Raw genomic sequence first — 17,019 nt, 5'->3', positions numbered from 1 at the left:
ATAACGATCACCACGATCCGCGTCGAATCGCAATTGAATTGATGTCTTTCGAATCACAAATCCCCACCCCATCGCCGGCCGCGACGCGATTCGCATCCCGGCTCGCGTTGTTCTACGCGACCACCTTCGCGGTCACCGGCACCTACCTGCCGTTCTTCACGGTGTGGCTGAAAGCCGTTGGAATCGAGGCTTCCTGGATCGGCGTGATCGTCGCGGCGCCGGCGGTGACGCGCTTCACGCTGCTGCCTTTCATCACCGCGGCGGCCGAACGGCGCAATGCGATTCGCGTCGCAATGATCATCACCGCACTGATCACAGCGCTCGGTTTCACCCTCCTCGGAATCATACGTGGGCCGTTGCTGATCTTCGTGGTGTTCGTGCTCACCGCCTGCGCCTGGACGCCAATCGTCCCGCTCACCGACGGCTACGCGCTGAAGGCGGTGGCGCGCTACGGGCTGAACTACGGGCCGCTGCGGCTGTGGGGCTCCGCCGCCTTCATCGCCGGTGCGCTGGTCAGCGGCGTGCTCGCCGAGGTGGTGGCGCCGGAGCATCTGATCTGGCTGATCGCCGCCGCCGCCTGGTTCGGCGCGGTGGCGGGCTTCGGCCTGCGGCCGCTCGATGCGCCGGCCAAATCGGCGACGCCGCAGCGCGGCGCGGCGCTGCTGCGCAATCCGACCTTCCTGGCGATCATTATCGCGGCGGCGCTGATCCAGGGCAGCCACGCCGCATACTACACTTTCGCGTCGATCGTCTGGCAGGACGCCGGCCTCGGCGGCGCGACGATCGCGGTGCTGTGGGTGCTCGGCGTCGTCGCCGAGATCGTGGTGTTCGCGCTGTCGCCGCGGTTCACCTGGTCGCCGATGTGGCTGATGCTGGGCGGCGGGCTGAGCGCGGTGCTGCGCTGGCTGGTCACCGCGCAGGATCCGTCGCTGGCGCTGCTCACCGCGGTACAGTTACTTCACGGTCTGACCTTCGGCCTCACCCAGGTCGGCACCATGGGGCTGCTGGTCCGCCACGTGCCCGGCCATGTAATCGCGCGCGGGCAGGGCTACTACACCGCGGCGACCGGGCTGGTGATGAGCTGCGCGTCGATTGCCTCCGGCGCGGTGTTCGCCCGCTACGGCCTCGCGGTCTATGACATGATGGCGGCGATGGGCCTCGCCGGTGCGGTGGTGCTGGTGCTGATGCGCCGACGATTGCTGGCGCCGGCGGGCGCCGCTCAGCCCCACAGCGCCGCGTCGGGCGGATAGACCGTGCTGCCGTCGTAGCGCAGGCCGTCGTCGCGGTCGCGCGCCAGCAGCAGCGGGCCGTCGAGATCGACGAAGCGGGCGAACGGCGTCAGCAGCATTGCGGGCGCCATCGCCAGCGAAGTCGCCACCATGCAGCCGACCATGATCTGCAGGCCGAGCGCCTGCGCCGCCTCGGCCATCGCCAGCGCCTCGGTGAGTCCGCCGGTCTTGTCCAGCTTGATGTTGACCGCATCGTAACGGCCGCGCAGCGCGGCGAGCGAAGCGCGGTCGTGGACGCTCTCGTCGGCGCACACCGCGATCGGGCGAGCGATTTCGCTCAGTGCATCGTCGCGGCCGGCCGGCAGCGGCTGCTCGACCAGAGTCACGCCGGCGTCGGCGCAGGCGTTGAGGTTGCGGGCGAGATTGTCCGGCGTCCACGCTTCGTTGGCATCGACGATCAGTTCGGAATTCGGCGCGGCGCGGCGCACCGCAGCGATCCGTGCATCATCCCCGTCGTCGCCGAGCTTGATCTTGAGCAGCGGCCGCGCTGCGGCCTTCACGGTGGCCTCGGCCATCGCTTCGGGCGTGCCGAGCGAAATCGTGTAGGCCGTCGTCGCCGGGCGCGGCGGCGCGCTGCCGAGCAACTCCCAGGCCCGCCGGCCGCTCGCCTTCGCTTCCAGATCGACGAGGGCGCAATCCAGCGCATTGCGGGCGGCGCCGGGCGGCATCGCGGCCTGCAGCGCGGCGCGATCGAGGCCATCGGCGAGCGGCCCGCGCATCGTTTCCAGCGCGGCGAGCGCGCCCTCCGGCGTCTCACCGTAGCGCGCATAGGGCACGCATTCGCCGCGGCCGACATGGTCGCCGCAGCGCAGTTCGGCCACCACGACGATCGCTTCGGTCTTGGCTCCACGGCTGATGGTGAAAGCGCCGGCGATCGGCCAGCGTTCGATGCGCCCGGTCAGTTCGGGCGCTATCAGGGAGTTCATTTGCAGGCCTTGTCAGCTCAAACCGAGGGTTGCCCGGAGCTGACAAGTATGGCTGGTAAAGCGCTTGTCCCGCAAGGTGACGGTCGAACCCGGATTGGCTCAAAATGACACAGCAGATAGCGTTGGAGGGCGGACCGTCGCTCGAACGGATCGCGCGTGCCGAAGGGCTGGCGCTGTGCGCCTCGGGATCGTGGACGGCGCGGTTCGCGCCGGTACTGGAGCGGCTGGTCACTGAAGCGGAACGGCTCGGCGGCAGCAAGCCGGACGTCTTCATCGACGTCTCCGGCATCGCGCGGCTCGACACCTTCGGCGCCTGGCTGATCGAACGGCTGCGGCGCAATCTCGGCCAGGCCGGCGCCGAGGCACGGATTGCCGGGCTGTCGGCCAACTATGCCAGCCTGGTCGACGAGGTCCGGCAGGTCAGTGAAACCGGGCCCGCGCCGAAGCGAGGCGGGGCGCTGCGCGCGCCGATCGAGCGCCTCGGCCGCACCATGTATGCGTTCTTCGACGACATCGTCGCGCTGATCAGCATGATGGGAGCGGTTCTGGCCGGGCTGGGCCGGATCGTGATCCGGCCGACCTCGTTCCGGCTGACCTCGACCGTCCACCACCTCGAACAGGTGTGCTGGAATGCGGTGCCGATCATCCTGCTGATCACCTTCCTGATCGGCTGCATCGTGGCGCAGCAGGGCATCTTCCATTTCCGCAAGTTCGGCGCCGATGTCTTCGTGGTCGACATGCTCGGCGTCCTGGTGCTGCGCGAACTCGGCGTGCTGCTGGTGGCGATCATGGTGGCGGGCCGGTCGGGAAGCGCCTATACGGCCGAACTCGGCTCGATGAAGATGCGTGAGGAGATCGACGCGCTGCGCACCATGGGGTTCGATCCGATCGACGTGCTGATCGTTCCGCGGCTAATCGCGCTGGTGCTGGCGGTACCGATCCTCACCTTCCTCGGCGCGATGGCGGCGCTGTATGGCGGCGGCCTGGTCGCCTGGCTGTACGGCGGCGTCGATCCGGAGGCGTTCCTGCTGCGGCTGCGCGATGCGATCTCGATCGATCATTTCACCGTCGGGATGATCAAGGCGCCGGTGATGGCGGCGGTGATCGGTATCGTCGCCTGCGTCGAGGGGCTGGCGGTGCAGGGCAGCGCCGAGTCGCTCGGCCGCCACACCACCGCCTCGGTCGTGAAGAGCATCTTCTTCGTGATCGTGATGGACGGCGTGTTCGCGATCTTCTTTGCGGGAATTGGAATCTGACGATGACGGCAGCGGCCGATCCGATCATCCGGGTGCGCGACGTCACCGTGCAGTTCGGCGCCACCAAGGTGCTGAACGGCCTCGATCTCGACGTGCGCCGCGGCGAGATCCTCGGCTTCGTCGGCCCGTCCGGCGCCGGGAAGTCGGTGCTGACCCGCACCATCATCGGCCTGGTGCCGAAGCTCAGCGGCAGCATCGAGGTGTTCGGCATCGACCTCGACAAGGCCGGCAAGGCCGAGCGCCGCGGCGTCGAGCGGCGCTGGGGCATCCTGTTCCAGCAGGGCGCGCTGTTCTCGTCGCTCACCGTGCGGCAGAACATCCAGTTCCCGGTGCGGGAATATCTCAAGCTGTCGCAGCGGCTGCTCGACGAGATCACCATCGCCAAGCTGGTGATGGTCGGGCTGAAGCCGGAAGTGATCGACCGCTATCCGTCGGAACTGTCCGGCGGCATGATCAAGCGCGTGGCGCTGGCGCGCGCGCTCGCGCTCGATCCGGAGCTGGTATTTCTCGACGAGCCGACCTCGGGCCTCGACCCGATCGGGGCCGGCGACTTCGACGAGCTGGTGCGGACGCTGCAGCGCACTTTGGGCCTGACGGTTTTCATGGTAACCCACGACCTCGACAGCCTGCATACCGCCTGCGACCGCATCGCGGTGCTGGGGGACGGCAAGGTGATCGCGGCCGGAACCATCGCCGACATGCAGGCCTCGCAGCATCCGTGGCTGCGTTCTTATTTCCACGGCAAGCGTGCCCGTGCGGTGGTCGGTTCGCCATGATCGGGCTGCGCCTGGAAATTTCGATCGTCGCACCGTGGGTGCGTCGTTTTGCTTCCGCAATCTGCGCTCAAAGCCTGCTGCGCGACGCGGCGGCCCGCGAGCCGGCGGCGCCGCGAACTGGTGTGGAGTAGAGGCGAATGGAAACGCGTGCGAATTACTTCCTGATCGGGACGTTCACCCTCGCGGTGATCGCCGCGGCGCTCGGGTTCGTGCTGTGGTTTCAGAGCCTGCACACCACCAAGGCGCGCAGCCCGCTGCGGGTGGTGTTCGAGGGCGCGGCATCGGGCCTGCGCAACGGCGGCAGCGTCAACTTCAACGGCGTCCGGGTCGGCGAGGTGGTGTCGGTGAAGCTCGACAATCCGCGCCGGGTGGTGGCGCTGGCGATGGTCGAGAACACCGCGCCGATCCGCAAGGACACCCAGGTCGGTCTGGAATTCCAGGGCCTGACCGGCGTCGCCGCGATTTCGTTGAAGGGCGGTTCGGAAACCGCCCCGCCGGTGCCGCTCGACGACGACGGCACTCCGGTGCTCACCGCCGATCCCGAACTGCTTCAGGACATCTCCGAGTCGATCAAGGCGACGCTGCGCAACGTCAACCGCCTGGTTGCAGACAATCAGGAGTCGGTGAAGACCTCGCTGGAGAATTTGCAGACCTTCACCTCGGGGCTGGCGCGCAGCTCCGACAAGATCGACAGTATCGTGTCGCGGGTCGACAGCGTGATCGCCAAGACCGACAGCGTGATGCAGGGCATCGACGCGCTGGCCGGCGGCAAGGACGGCGGCGAGCTGTTCCAGGCCGTGAAGTCGTTCCGCGAACTCGCCGACAACCTCGACAAGCGCTCGGCCACGCTGATCCTCGACGGCCGCCGCACGCTGGCCGACATCAGCCGCGCGGTGAACAATTTCGACCGCAACCCGACCCGGGTGCTGTTCGGCCCGAGCAACACCGCGCAACAGGCCCCACCGGACGCCCGCGCCGAGCAGCCACGTCCGCCGCGGCGACGGGCGCAGTAGCAACCGCAGCGAACACCGGTATCATCGATCGGGCCGCACGCATGTGCCTGATGTCGATGCATGGCATCAGAGCATACAGGCTCGGTTCTCGGCGGGATCACGACTCCGCATTCCGAATGCTGACAACAGGCTCGAGCTCCCGGTGAGGTGGCGCGTAGCGCCGTCTCGAACCATGCGCCGCCGGCCGGTCAGGACTTGGCGCCGCCCGTAGGCGGGTTCGGTCTTGCGGAGCGCCTCCGCCGGGACGTCGTCTTGGCGGCCGGTGCGTCGATCGGTTTCAGGCGAATCCGCATCGAGTGGCCGTTCTGCTGCTCCAGCTCGAACGCGTTGGTCTTTCGCACCAGGTCGCTCAGCTTGCGGAAGCCGAAGGTTCTCGGATCGAAGTCGGACGCCAGATTGGACAGGCGCTTGCCGACTTCACCGAGCGACACCCAGCCGTCTTCGCTTTCCATCTGCTTGATCACCCGTTCGATGATCGGTGTGGCTGCGCTCGGCGGCTGAAGCGGTTTCGCAGCCGACGCCGTGCCCTTGCTGTCGGCCGCTCCGGCGATCAAGTTCTCGGTGTAGACGAAGCGCCGGCACGCCTGCCGGAAACTCTCCGGGGTTTTCTGTTCGCCGAAGCCGAACACGTCGACGCCTTGCTCGCGAATCCGGGAGGCGAGACGGGTGAAGTCGCTGTCGGACGAAACCAGGCAGAAGCCATCGAAACGGCCGCTGTGAAGCAGGTCCATCGCATCGATCACCAGCGTGATGTCGGATGCGTTCTTCCCCGTCGTGTAGGCGAACTGTTGCTGCGGAATGATGGCGTGTTTCGCCAGAATATCGGCCCAGCCCTTCGAGCGCTGGGTGGAGAAGTCGCCGTAGATCCGGCGAACGCTGGCTTCACCGATCTTCGCGATCTCTTCGAACAGCCCGTCGGCGATCTTGGCGGATGCGTTGTCGGCATCGATCAGAACGGCGAGGCGAGGTGAGCGGGGTTCGGAAGGCATGGTGTGTCCCAGACTTGATGCGGGCCAGAAACTGGGGAGCGTCTCGACGTGAGATAGCGGTGCTACACCGCTTCCACAACGCCAAACGAAAAGCGGGGACCACCGGCCCCCGCTCTGCTCGTTGATAGCTGACCCCGCTGCCCGAGCCGCGGGCAGGCGCTGTCTTATCCCAGCCGCCCCGCCGCGTGAGCCAGCAGCGTGTAGACCAGACCGGTCTCGGAGGCGAGGTGGCCGCGCAGCGCCTGCGGGGCGTTGTCGTCGCGGGCGACCTCGTCGAGCAGGCGCTCGAACTCGGCGATGTAGCGGTCGACGGTCTGCTTGAAGCTGCGGTCGCTGCGATACTTGCGGGCGACCTCGTCGAACGCCTTCTGGCCGGCCGGGGTGTACAGCCGCTTGGTGAAGGACTTCGCCTCACCGCGCTGATAGCGCTCCCACATTTCCAGCGCGAGGTTGCGGTCCATCAGCCGGCCGATGTCGAGCGACAGCGATTCCAGCGGATTGCCGCTCATCGCAGCCTGGGATTGCTGGGCGGCGCGGCTGCGCGGCGGTTCGCGCTCGGCGCTGGTGTCGGCGCGGTTCAGCAGCTCCGACAGCCAGCCGTCACGGCCCTGGTCGGCGTTGCCGGGCGCGACCGGCGGCGCTTCGGTGCGGCGCGGCCCGGCCGGCAGGCCGAGGTCCGGCGGCGGCAGCGTCGCGGCGCTGGAGTCGCGGCCTCGTGAAGCCGGGCGGGCGGCGACCGTTTCGGCTCGTCCGCTGCCGGCGGCGGCCAGCACCGGCTCCGCCTCGCGGGGGGCGGCGGCGGCGCGGGTCGGCGTCACCACATCCATGCCGCGGCCATGGCGGGCGACGATGCGGTTGAGTTCGGCCAGCGCTTCGATCTGGTCGACGATCACCTTGCGCATCTGCGCGGTGCTCTCGGCTGCCTCCTGCGGGATTTCCAGCACGCCGCGGCGCAGCTCCTCGCGGGTGGATTCGAGCTCGTGGTGCATCTCGGCGGCCATCTGCTTGATGCCCTGGACGATCGAGGTGAAGCGATCGGCCGATTGCTTGAACAGCGCGTCGGCTTCCTGCGTGCCCTGCTGATACACCTGATGCATCGCCTCGACGGTGAGGCGGCGCTCGTGCTCGGCGGCGCTGCGCACCGCTTCGAACTGCTGCGAGATGCTGGCCGAGCCGGCGCCGGCGGTTTCGGCGACGATCCGCGCGATGTCGCGGGCGCGCTCCTCGGCGGCGGCGAGCGATTCATCCAGCAGGCTGGTGAACCGGCCGAGCCGCTGGTCGAGATCGGTGGTGCGCAGATCGAGGGTGGTCACCAGCGATTCCAGCGCCTCCCTGCGATCGCTCACCGAGCTCGACGCCGCACGGTTGCTGTGCTCGAGCAGGTCGGCCGCCTCGGCCAAAGCGTGGCCGTGAGCCTCGAACTGCGCCGACAGCGCGCCGAGATCTTCCAGCGCCTTGGCGGTCTTAGCGTGGAAGCCGGTGAGCTGGTCTTCCAGCGTCTGAGTCGCGGCACCGCTGCGGGCGTTGACCTCGTTCATGGTGGTGACGAAGTCGGCGACCCGGGTGACCAGCGCGCGCTCCAGCGAGTTGAGGTTCTCGTGGGCGCCGGTCAGCACTTCCTGCAACAGGATGTTGCCTTCACGCAGCCGCTCGAACAGCGCCACCGTGTCGGTGCGCAGGATCTTGCTGGTCTCCTGCATTTCGGTGACGGCGGTGACCGAGACCTGGCGCGACTGTTCGATCGCCGACCGCGACGCGAGGTCGAGATCCTTGAGCGATTTGTTGATCGCGTTGGTGGCCAGATCGCCCGCGCCGGTGATCGAGCGGGCAACTTCGGTGCCATTGGTCAGGATCGAGTTCGAGAAGGTCTTGCCGCGGACCTCGATGGCGTTCAGCGCATCGGCGGTGACGCGGTCGATCTCGACGGTGAGCTGGCTGGTCTTGCCGGTGATGGCTTCGACCAGCACGCCGCGCTTGCCGTCGATGATCTGCGACAGCCGTTCGGCCTGCTGCTGCACGTAGCCGACGATCTCCTCGCTCTTGGCCGAAATCGTCGATCCGAAGCTGCCGCTGGCGGCGAACACAGACCGTTCGACGTCGGCCGAGGTCGACTTGATCTTGGCGCTGACCTCGTTGGACATCGCCACCAGCGTGGCCTGGGCTGCGGACGCACTGGCCTGGATGTGGTCGGTGGTGTTGCTGGTGACGTTCGACAGCGTCTGCTCGATCTCGGCGGAGATCGCCTTGATCTGGCCGGCGGCGTCGACCGTGCTCGAGGTCAGCGCGGCCTGCACCTGGCGGGCGCTGTCGAGGATGGTGGATGCAGTCGCGGCGCCGACGCCGGTCAGCGTGCGCTCGACGTCGACCGCCAGCGACTTGACGTGGTTGGCGGCTTCGCCCGATGCGGCCGCCAGCGTGGTCTGGGCCTCGCGGGCGCCGGCCAGGATGGAGTCCGCGGTGCTGCGGCCGGTGGCGACGAGGGTGCGCTCGACATCGGCGGCGATCGAGCGGACCTGGTCGGCGGATTCGGTCGCGGTCGAAACCAAGGTGGTCTGGACTTCGCGCGCACTGGCGAGCAGGGCACCGGCGGTCGCGCTGCCGGCAGCCGTGAGCGTGCGCTCGACGTCGCTGGCCAGCGACTTGACCTGGTTGGCGGCCTCGGTCGAGGTCGCCACCAGGGTGTTCTGCGCTTCACGCGCACCGGCCAAGATGGTCTCGATCGTGCTGGCGCCGGAGGCGGATAGCCGGCGTTCGACGTCTGCGGTCAGCGTCGTCACCTGGCTGGTGGTTTCCGACGACGCGGCGACCAGCGTGGACTGTGCCTCGCGGGCACCGGCGACGATCGCATCGGCGGTCGTGGTGCCGGCTTCGAGCAGCGTGCGCTGAACCTCCGCACTCAGCGCCTTGACCTTGTCGGAGGTCTCTTCCGAAGCCGAGACCAGGGTCGACTGCGCGGCGCGCGCGCCGCTGAGCACGGCTTCGGCGGTGGCGTTGCCGGCTGCGTAAAGTGTGCGTTCGATGTCGGTCGACAGCGAACGGATCTGGCCGGTGACCTCGGACGATGCCGACACCAGGGTGGCGTGGGCTTCGCGGGCGCTCGCCAGCACCGAGGCCGAGGTGGTGTCGCCGGCACCGGTGAGGGTGCGTTCGATGTCGATGGCCAGCGACTTCACCTGATTGGCGACTTCGGTGGAGGTGGTGGTGAGGGCGGATTGCGCCTCGCGGGCGCTGACCAGCACCGATGCCGCGGTGGAGCCGCCGGCCTCCGTCAGGCTGCGCTCGATCTCAGAGGCGAGCGACTTCACCTGGGCAACGACGTCGGTCGACGTGGTGGTAAGCGTGCTCTGCGCCTCGCGGGCACTGCCGAGCAGCGACGCCGCGGCGTTGCCGCCGACCTCGCTCAGGGTGCGCTCGATGTCGGACGTCAGCGACTTCACCTGGTTGGTGACATCGGTCGAGGTCGCGACCAGCGTGGTCTGGGCCTCGCGGGCGCCGGCCAGCACGGTCGCGGCGGTCGCGGTGCCGGCCGCCGACAGGGTGCGTTCGATATCGTCGGACAGCGAGCGGAACTGCATCGCTGCTTCGGTCGACACCATGGTCAGCTTGGCCTGGGCCTCGGTCGCGCTCGACACCACGGTCGCGGCGGCGGTGGTACCGACCGAGGTGAGGGCACGCTCGATCTCCGCCGAAGTGACCTGCAACTGGGCGCCGACGTCGGTCGACACCGACAGCATGGATTCGCGGGCCGACTGGGTGCTGCTGCGGATGGTGTCGCCGGTGCTGACCACCAGGCTGGTGAGCGTGCGTTCGGCGTCGGCGACGTTGGTCTTGATGCCGAGCGACAGCTCTTCGGCGCGGGCCATCAACAGCTCGCTGGCCTCGCGTCCGCTGCTCTCGAACCGGCCGGCGACGGCTTCGATCCGCGAGCCGAGCAGGTCCTCGAACTGCGACACCCGGAGGTCGACGTCGTTGATCACCGCGGTGACGCGGTTTTCGAGGCCGTCGTGGATCTCCTGGAAGCGCGCGCTGACGGTGGCGCTGAGATTGGCGGTGCGGCTGTCGATGGTCTCGGTGACCGCGCCGATGCGGTGATCGATCGCGTCGATCGCCTGGGCGGTGCCGTCGGTGAGCGAGTGGGTGAGGTGGGTCAGCCGCGAGTCGATCGCCTCGATCGCCTGCACCGCGCCGGTCGACAGCGTCGTGGTGAGCGTGGTGATGCGGTCGTCGATCAGTTCGGCTGCGTTCGCCGCGCCGGTCGACAGCGTGGTGGTCAGCGTCGCGATCCGGCCGTCGATGATCTCGGCGGCGCTCGACGTACCGGTCGACAACGTGGTGCTGAGCTGCACGATCCGCGAGTCGATCGCCTCCACCGCATTGGCGGCGCCGGTCGACAGCGTCGAGGCGAGCTTCTCGATCCGGCCGTCGATGTTGCCGGAGACCGCTTCGGTGCGGGTGTCGAGGATGCGTTCGAGCGAGTTGAGGTGATTGCCGACGGTGTCGTCGAGCGCCTTGAGGCGGTTGTCGATCGCGCCGTCGAGGCTGCCGACGCGGGTGTCGAACAGGGTTTCGAACTGGTGCAGGCGATCGTCCAGCCGCGCGGTGATCTCGCCGGAGCCGGTTGCGACGCGCTGGTCGAAATTGTCGACGTAGGTCTTCAGGGTGTCGTTAATGTCCTGGGTGCGCTGGCCCATCCGCTCGACGATCTCGCCGCCGAACGTCTTCACGGTGCGGTCGAATTCGGAGATGTGACGGGTGATCAGCGCGCCGAGCGTGCCGCTGTCGCGCGCGAACTTCTCGGCGAGCTCGGTGCCCTGCTGCTTCACCAGATCGTCGAACGCGCTGATCTGGATGCTGAGCGTGTCGTGGGTGGCTTCGGTCTGGCTGACCACCTTGGAGACCAGGGTGTTGACGGTGACGTCGAGCGCTTCGCTCGCCTTGTCGCCGCTGGTCAGGATCTGGTCGGCGAGGCGATGGCCGGCGTCGTCGATCTTGCTGACCAGATCGGTGCTGCGCAGCTCGAGTTCGAGCAGCAGCGAGTCGCCGGAGTTCTTCAGAGAATCCTGCACCTGCTCGGTGCGCTCCGAGATGCCGTCGATGATGGTTGACGAACGCTGCTCGAAGTCGGTGGTGATGCGGTCGAGCCGCTCGTTCATCATGTCGTGGACGCGATCGGCGAGTTCGACGAACTCGGCGTGGACGTGGCCGGTCTTGAAGTTGAGGCTGGTGGTCAGCCGCTCGCTGGCGTCGAGCACCGCGCGGGTGGTCTCGGCACTGGCCTCCTCGAGGCGGTCGAGCAGTTCGCCGCCGCGCTCGCCGAGCGCCAGAATCATGTTGTCACCGGCGTGGCCGAGCGCGCTGGTGATGTGGGCGCCGCGCTCTTCCAGCGCGCTGGTGATGCTCTTGGCGACTTCGTCGACGCGGCTGGCGATCGCGTCCGAAATCAGCGCGATGTCGTGGCGCAGGTCGATCTGCACGCCGGAAATCGCGCTGCGGACCTGCTCGGCCTGGCCGACCAGATTGTCGCGCTGATGCGCGATGTCCTGCAGCAGCGCGCGAATGCGCACTTCGTTGTCCGAATAGGCGCGCTCCAGCGCCGACACTTCGTTGGCGACCAGGGCTTCGAGTTCGCTGGCACGCGCGATCGCGCGCTCGACGCCGTCGCCCATCGCGGCGACCTCGCGGCGGATCGCCTGACCGACGGTCACCACCGAGTCGCTGGCGGCGATTTCGGGTTCGGAAAACCGGATCGCGACCTGCGCCATCGACTGGGCGATCATCCGCAGTTCCTGGCCGCGCCAGGCGAGGCTGGCGAGGAAATAGAACAGCATCACCGGGGCGAAAAACAGCGCGAGCAGGCCGGCCAGCGCCAGCACGCCGCCGCTGCCCTGGCCGATCACGGCCTGCAGCGACGGCAGGAAGCTGATGGTCAGCACGATGCCGCCGAACACCCAGACGCCGGCGAAAATCGACGCGATCGTGTAGACGTTGCGGGTGGTGCGGCCCTTTTGCAGCGACTGCAGCAATTGGCCGATGGTTTCGCGGTCGTCGTTGGCGGGGCGGCTGGCGAAATTGCGTTCGGCGGCCGGCTCGAAGCTCGGCGCCGGCGGCGCGATCCGAGGCTCGGCGGCCAGCTCGGGCAGATCGGAGAAGCTGGGCTCGGTGTCCGAAACTGGCACACTTTCCTTGGGCCGGTCGCCCTGATCGTCACCGGCCGGCGGCGCATCGGGGATATTCAGGGCTTCCTGAATCGCCGACAGCGCGACTTCGGTCGGATCTTTGATCTTCTTGGGATTGTTCGCCATCTTGATTTACGCCCTTGTTACGCATCCGGGGACGTCGGTTCAGTGGAGACCGCAGACAGGCCCCTCGGTGCTCCCCCAGCACGGCGAAGTTGAACCCCATTCCCACCGCGCTTTTGTCCGCCACTTCCTGAAACATCCTATTGGCTGGATGCCGCGAATGAAATGGTTCGGATTAAGACTTTCTTAATCATCGTTAACGGCATCGGGGGCTAAGCCCTTCGGAGAACGGAAAAATCCTACCTGGCCGAACGGTAACGGTGGCATTTTAGCGACATCAGAGCGGCAAATTCGCGACGTTGTCCCAAAACGGTGCACCTGCACCGGCAAGAATGCGTTAACCAGACTCGTGGTTCGCTTCCCGGCCTGGATTGCCCAGATGTGGAAAACCGCAATTCTGTCCCGAGGTGAGACGTGCCACTACAGGTCGAACGGATCGAATGGATGCCATCGCCGCCGCTGGTTCCGGATTTCGAGCCGATCGACGACGCGCATCTCCAAAAGATGACGCTCGGCGACGCCGCGCTCGAGCGTGAAGTGCTGTTGCTGTTCACCGCCCAGGCCGCCAGCCTGATGGCGCTGCTGGCGTCGTGGCCGGCCGATGCCGCGGCACTCGCCCACACGTTGAAAGGCTCGGCCCGCTCGATCGGCGCGTTCGCAGTGGCGGACGCCGCCGCCGGTGTCGAAGATGCACTGCGCCGCGGCGAGGACGCCGCGGAACCGCTCGCCGTGCTGGAAGCTGCGGTCGACCACGCCCGCGCCGCGATCGACGACCGCGTCAAGCCGTCCCGCCCCGGCTTTTGAAAGGCGCGACGGCTGGCGGAACGCCGGCCGAGACGCTATAGGACTGGCGCGTCAGTCCATAATTCATAAAACGAGCAAAGCGTCCGACGAGCAATCATGGCCAAGATTCACTTCGTTGATCACACCGGTGAAACCCGCACTGTCGAAGTCGAGGAAGGCGCGACGGTGATGGAAGCGGCGATCCGCAACGCCATTCCCGGCGTCGAGGCAGAATGCGGCGGCGCCTGCGCCTGCGCGACCTGCCACGTCTATGTCGACGAAGCCTGGCGCGAGAAGGTCGGCGGCCCGTCCCCGATGGAAGAGGACATGCTCGATTTCGGCTACGATGTCCGCCCGAATTCTCGGCTGTCGTGCCAGATCAAGGTTTCGAACGAGCTCGACGGGCTGATCGTCACCACGCCCGAACGCCAGGCCTGAATTCAGCTATCTGCTATAAGAGAGCCGTCGCGCGGACTGCTGCGCGGCGGCTCTCTTATTGATCGGCGTCTTCGTTGTGAGCACGCCGAAGCGCGGTCCCGATCCGATTCGAGGTAGGACCGCTCGAGTATCAGTCGTGTTCGATGCCGCGGCGCCACCACGGCGCCAGATTGGCGATGATCTGTTCGGTCAGCGGCGCCGGCTTGCGGCTGGTCTCGTCGACCAGCACGGTGACGGCGCGCGCCGAGGCGACGCAGACGCCTTCTGAGAACACCACCTGATCGAAATGCGTCGAGGTGCGCCCCAGTTTGACCAGGCCGAGCCCGAGCTCGATCTTGCCCGGCCAGTGCAGTTCGCTGCGGAAGTGAATGTCGAGCCGGACCAGCACCCAGGATAGTCCGGGCGGGATCAGTCCGTGGTTCGGATCCTTCATCAGCGTGACCCGGCCGGTCTCGAAATAACTGGCGTAAACCGCGTTGTTGACGTGGTTGTTCGGATCGAGGTCGGCGAAGCGGACGTTGTCCGCGAGGCGGAACGGGAAGTCGGCGAGCTGCGGCAGCGCGTGGTCACGAGATCGTGCGGTCAAGGGCCATTCTCCGGGCTTTTTAGAACCATTGAACGCAAATCTTGCGCTAGAACAAGATACCAATAGTCTTTTATGGCTTTTCTCCCCCGCCGGGCTTGGTTAGACAGGCCGCGACCGGACCGCCCGCGTCCGAACATCTTCAACCGACAAAGAAACCAAGATGACCGAAACGATCAAAACCGACGTGCTGATTGTTGGCGCGGGTCCGTGCGGACTATTCGCCGTGTTCGAGCTGGGCCTGCTGGACGTCAAGACTCACCTCGTCGACATCCTCGACAAGGTCGGCGGTCAGTGCGCCGAGCTGTATCCGGAGAAGCCGATCTACGACATTCCCGGCATACCGATGATCACCGGCCACGGACTCACCGAAGCGCTGATGGAGCAGATCAAGCCGTTCAACCCGACCTTCCATCTCAGCGAGATGGTGGAGAACGTCGAGAAGATCGGCGACCCCGGGTTCCGCGTCACCACCAACGCCGGCACCGTGTTCGAATGCACCGTGCTGGTGGTGGCGGCCGGCGGCGGCTCGTTCCTGCCGAAGCGTCCGCCGGTGCCCGGTGTCGAAGCCTACGAGGGCAAGTCGGTGCACTACGCAGTGCGCAAGATGGAAGACTTCCGCGGCAAGGACATCCTGATCGTCGGCGGCGGCGATAGCGCGCTCGACTGGACGCTGAACCTCAACCCGATCGCCAAGAGCATGACGCTGGTGCACCGCCGCGACGAATTCCGCGGCGCGCCGCATTCGGTCGAGCAGATGCGCCAGCTCGTCGCCAGCGGCAAGCTAGATCTCAAGATCGGCCAGATCACCGAGCTGCAGGGCGACAACGGCCAGCTCTCGGGCGCGACCGTGAAGCTCAACGACAACTCGGTGTCGCAGATCACGTGCGACGCGATGCTGCCGTTCTTCGGTCTCACCATGAAGCTCGGCCCGGTGGCGAACTGGGGCCTCGAGCTCGAGAACAACCTGATCCCGGTCGACACCGGCACGTTCGAAACCAACGTCCCCGGCATCTTCGCGATCGGCGACATCAACACCTATCCGGGCAAGCTGAAGCTGATCCTGTCGGGCTTCCACGAGGGTGCGCTGATGGCGCAGAAGGCCGTCAAGTACGTCTACCCGGACAAGCGTGTCGTGTTCCAGTACACGACCTCGTCGACCAATCTGCAGAAGAAGCTCGGCGTGAACTGAGAACGCCGGCTTGTTCGATTTTCGAAAGAGCGCGTCCGTTCAGGCGCGCTCTTTTGTATTTGGGGCGTGCCCGCGCAGGTCACGTCAAAGTGACGCCGGTTCGCGCTGGACTCGCTCGAGCGATGCGCGTCAAGAAAGACGTCTCATTCAAGCCTGCCTGAGCTGCTGATCACGGCGATGAAGTTTGCTCTGTCCCACCGCCACAAGCGCATCCTGATCATCGCGTCGACGCGGTCGCGGCGGCGGGCGATCTTTCTGCTCGGCGGCGTCGTGGTGGGCGCTGCGGCGGCGGCGCTGGCGCAGCTCGCCGACTGGGCGCAACTGCTGTTCGCTGGCCTGCTCGGCCACTCGCGCTACCTGCCGCTGCTGGTGACGCCGCTCGGCTTTCTGCTGTCGGTGTACCTCACCAATCGCTTCTTCCAGAACGCGCAGGGCAGCGGCATTCCGCAGGCGATCGCCGCGCGCCGCCTCACCGATCAGACGGCGCGAGCCAGGCTGGTGTCACTGCGGATCGCGATCGGCAAATTTCTGCTGACGCTGTTCGGTCTGCTGGCCGGCGCCTCGGTCGGCCGCGAGGGGCCGACGGTGCAGATCGGGGCCTCGATCATGTTCGCGCTCGGCCGCTTCTCGCCGCGCCGCCAGCCCGGCTTGATCCTGGCCGGCGCCTCGGCCGGCGTCGCCGCGGCGTTCAATACGCCGCTGGCCGGGATCATCTTCGGCATCGAGGAAATGAGCCGCTCGTTCGAAACGCGGTCGAGCACGCTGATCATTGCGGCGGTGGTGGCTGCGGGCCTGACGTCGATCGCGCTGCTCGGCAACTACACGTATTTCGGCACCAGCGCGATGGGATTGCACGGTGGCATCGACTGGCTGGCGATTCCGGCCTGCGGGATCGTCGGCGGGGCGGCCGGCGGTCTGTTCATCCGCCTCGTCGTCGCAGCCGGCGCATCCGCCGTGTTCAATCGCTGGCCGCTGATCGTGGCCCTGGTCTGCGGATTGGCGGTCGCGATCTGCGGTCTAGTGTCCGGCGACACGATCTACGGCACCGGCTACACCCAGGTGAAGTCGGCGCTGGAGAGCGGCACGGCGCTGCCGGAGGATTTCGGGGTGCTGAAGTTCCTCGCGACCACGCTATCCTCGGTCAGCGGCTTGCCCGGCGGCATCTTCTCGCCCTCGCTCGCCGTCGGCGCCGGGCTCGGCAGCAACGTCGCGGCATTGTTTCCGGCGACGCCGATCGCGGCGATCATGCTGCTCGGGATGGTGGCCTATTTTTCCGGCGTGGTGCAGGCTCCGATCACCGCCTTCGTCATCGTGATCGAGATGACCGACAACCACGCGATGGTGATTCCGCTGATGGCCACCGCCCTGATCGCCTACGCGACCTCGCGGCTGATCGCCGAGGAGGGGATCTATCACGCGCTGGCCAGGCGTTTCGTGCAGCCGGGTCGGGCCGCGACGTAGTCCGATTGCGCCCG

At 67.0% G+C, this 17,019-nt stretch carries 13 protein-coding genes; 9 read left to right on the top strand and 4 right to left on the bottom strand.

The features are described from left to right. The first annotated feature begins 41 nt into the window (after positions 1–41). Positions 42–1,250 (top strand): MFS transporter, encoded by a 1,209-nt coding sequence (locus FLL57_RS15245; RefSeq protein ID WP_142883309.1) that lies wholly within the window; start codon positions 42–44, stop codon positions 1,248–1,250. On the opposite strand, the gene dgcA is transcribed toward FLL57_RS15245, so the two are convergent. After that, positions 1,220–2,215 carry an N-acetyl-D-Glu racemase DgcA gene (dgcA, locus tag FLL57_RS15240; RefSeq protein WP_142883308.1) on the bottom strand — a complete coding sequence of 332 codons (996 nt, stop codon included), beginning with the start codon at positions 2,213–2,215 and terminating at the stop codon, positions 1,220–1,222. The two genes, FLL57_RS15245 and dgcA, sit on opposite strands and share 31 nt — an antisense overlap. A gap of 104 nt (positions 2,216–2,319) precedes the next feature. Here dgcA and FLL57_RS15235 point away from each other — a divergent pair, with 104 nt between their 5' ends. The 4 genes from FLL57_RS15235 to FLL57_RS15225 are packed head-to-tail and all read left to right on the top strand — an operon-like array spanning position 2,320 to position 5,260. Further along, complete coding sequence (locus FLL57_RS15235; protein ID WP_142883307.1) at positions 2,320–3,471, top strand: ABC transporter permease; 1,152 nt, start codon at positions 2,320–2,322, stop codon at positions 3,469–3,471. 2 nt (positions 3,472–3,473) lie between these two features. Beyond that, positions 3,474–4,247, top strand: coding sequence for an ABC transporter ATP-binding protein (locus FLL57_RS15230; RefSeq protein ID WP_013503878.1), 774 nt, complete (start codon positions 3,474–3,476; stop codon positions 4,245–4,247). Next, on the top strand, positions 4,244–4,378 hold the full coding sequence (locus tag FLL57_RS23620) for a hypothetical protein (RefSeq protein WP_283805246.1): 135 nt from the start codon (positions 4,244–4,246) through the stop codon (positions 4,376–4,378). Before FLL57_RS15230 ends, FLL57_RS23620 begins: the two co-directional genes overlap by 4 nt. A gap of 6 nt (positions 4,379–4,384) precedes the next feature. Further along, positions 4,385–5,260 (top strand): MlaD family protein, encoded by an 876-nt coding sequence (locus FLL57_RS15225; protein ID WP_013503877.1) that lies wholly within the window; start codon positions 4,385–4,387, stop codon positions 5,258–5,260. A gap of 188 nt (positions 5,261–5,448) precedes the next feature. Here FLL57_RS15225 and FLL57_RS15220 read toward each other — a convergent pair whose 3' ends face one another. Together FLL57_RS15220 and FLL57_RS15215 are read right to left on the bottom strand one after the other, a co-directional pair. Then, on the bottom strand, positions 5,449–6,249 hold the full coding sequence (locus FLL57_RS15220; protein ID WP_142883306.1) for an NYN domain-containing protein: 801 nt from the start codon (positions 6,247–6,249) through the stop codon (positions 5,449–5,451). Between the two features lie 164 nt (positions 6,250–6,413). Continuing rightward, on the bottom strand, positions 6,414–12,551 hold the full coding sequence (locus FLL57_RS15215; RefSeq protein ID WP_142883305.1) for a negative regulator of septation ring formation: 6,138 nt from the start codon (positions 12,549–12,551) through the stop codon (positions 6,414–6,416). 441 nt (positions 12,552–12,992) lie between these two features. Between FLL57_RS15215 and FLL57_RS15210 the strand changes: the two genes are divergently transcribed. Both FLL57_RS15210 and FLL57_RS15205 read left to right on the top strand, forming a co-directional pair. Continuing rightward, positions 12,993–13,352: an Hpt domain-containing protein gene (locus FLL57_RS15210; protein ID WP_142883304.1), complete on the top strand. Its 360-nt coding sequence runs from the start codon at positions 12,993–12,995 to the stop codon at positions 13,350–13,352. Between the two features lie 96 nt (positions 13,353–13,448). Beyond that, positions 13,449–13,769: a 2Fe-2S iron-sulfur cluster-binding protein gene (locus FLL57_RS15205; RefSeq protein ID WP_013501171.1), complete on the top strand. Its 321-nt coding sequence runs from the start codon at positions 13,449–13,451 to the stop codon at positions 13,767–13,769. 130 nt (positions 13,770–13,899) lie between these two features. On the opposite strand, the gene FLL57_RS15200 is transcribed toward FLL57_RS15205, so the two are convergent. Next, positions 13,900–14,355 (bottom strand): acyl-CoA thioesterase, encoded by a 456-nt coding sequence (locus FLL57_RS15200; protein ID WP_047308622.1) that lies wholly within the window; start codon positions 14,353–14,355, stop codon positions 13,900–13,902. A gap of 160 nt (positions 14,356–14,515) precedes the next feature. Here FLL57_RS15200 and FLL57_RS15195 point away from each other — a divergent pair, with 160 nt between their 5' ends. Continuing rightward, positions 14,516–15,544: an NAD(P)/FAD-dependent oxidoreductase gene (locus FLL57_RS15195; protein ID WP_142883303.1), complete on the top strand. Its 1,029-nt coding sequence runs from the start codon at positions 14,516–14,518 to the stop codon at positions 15,542–15,544. 177 nt (positions 15,545–15,721) lie between these two features. Continuing rightward, a complete protein-coding gene (locus FLL57_RS15190; RefSeq protein WP_047308624.1) occupies positions 15,722–17,005 on the top strand; it encodes a chloride channel protein in 1,284 nt (427 codons plus the stop codon). The last annotated feature ends 14 nt before the right edge of the window (positions 17,006–17,019 follow it).

The sequence above is a fragment of the Rhodopseudomonas palustris genome, from assembly GCF_007005445.1.
GTDB lineage: Bacteria > Pseudomonadota > Alphaproteobacteria > Rhizobiales > Xanthobacteraceae > Rhodopseudomonas > Rhodopseudomonas palustris_G.
Note: the sequence above shows the minus strand (reverse complement) of the source record. Positions and strands in the feature narration are given on the sequence as shown.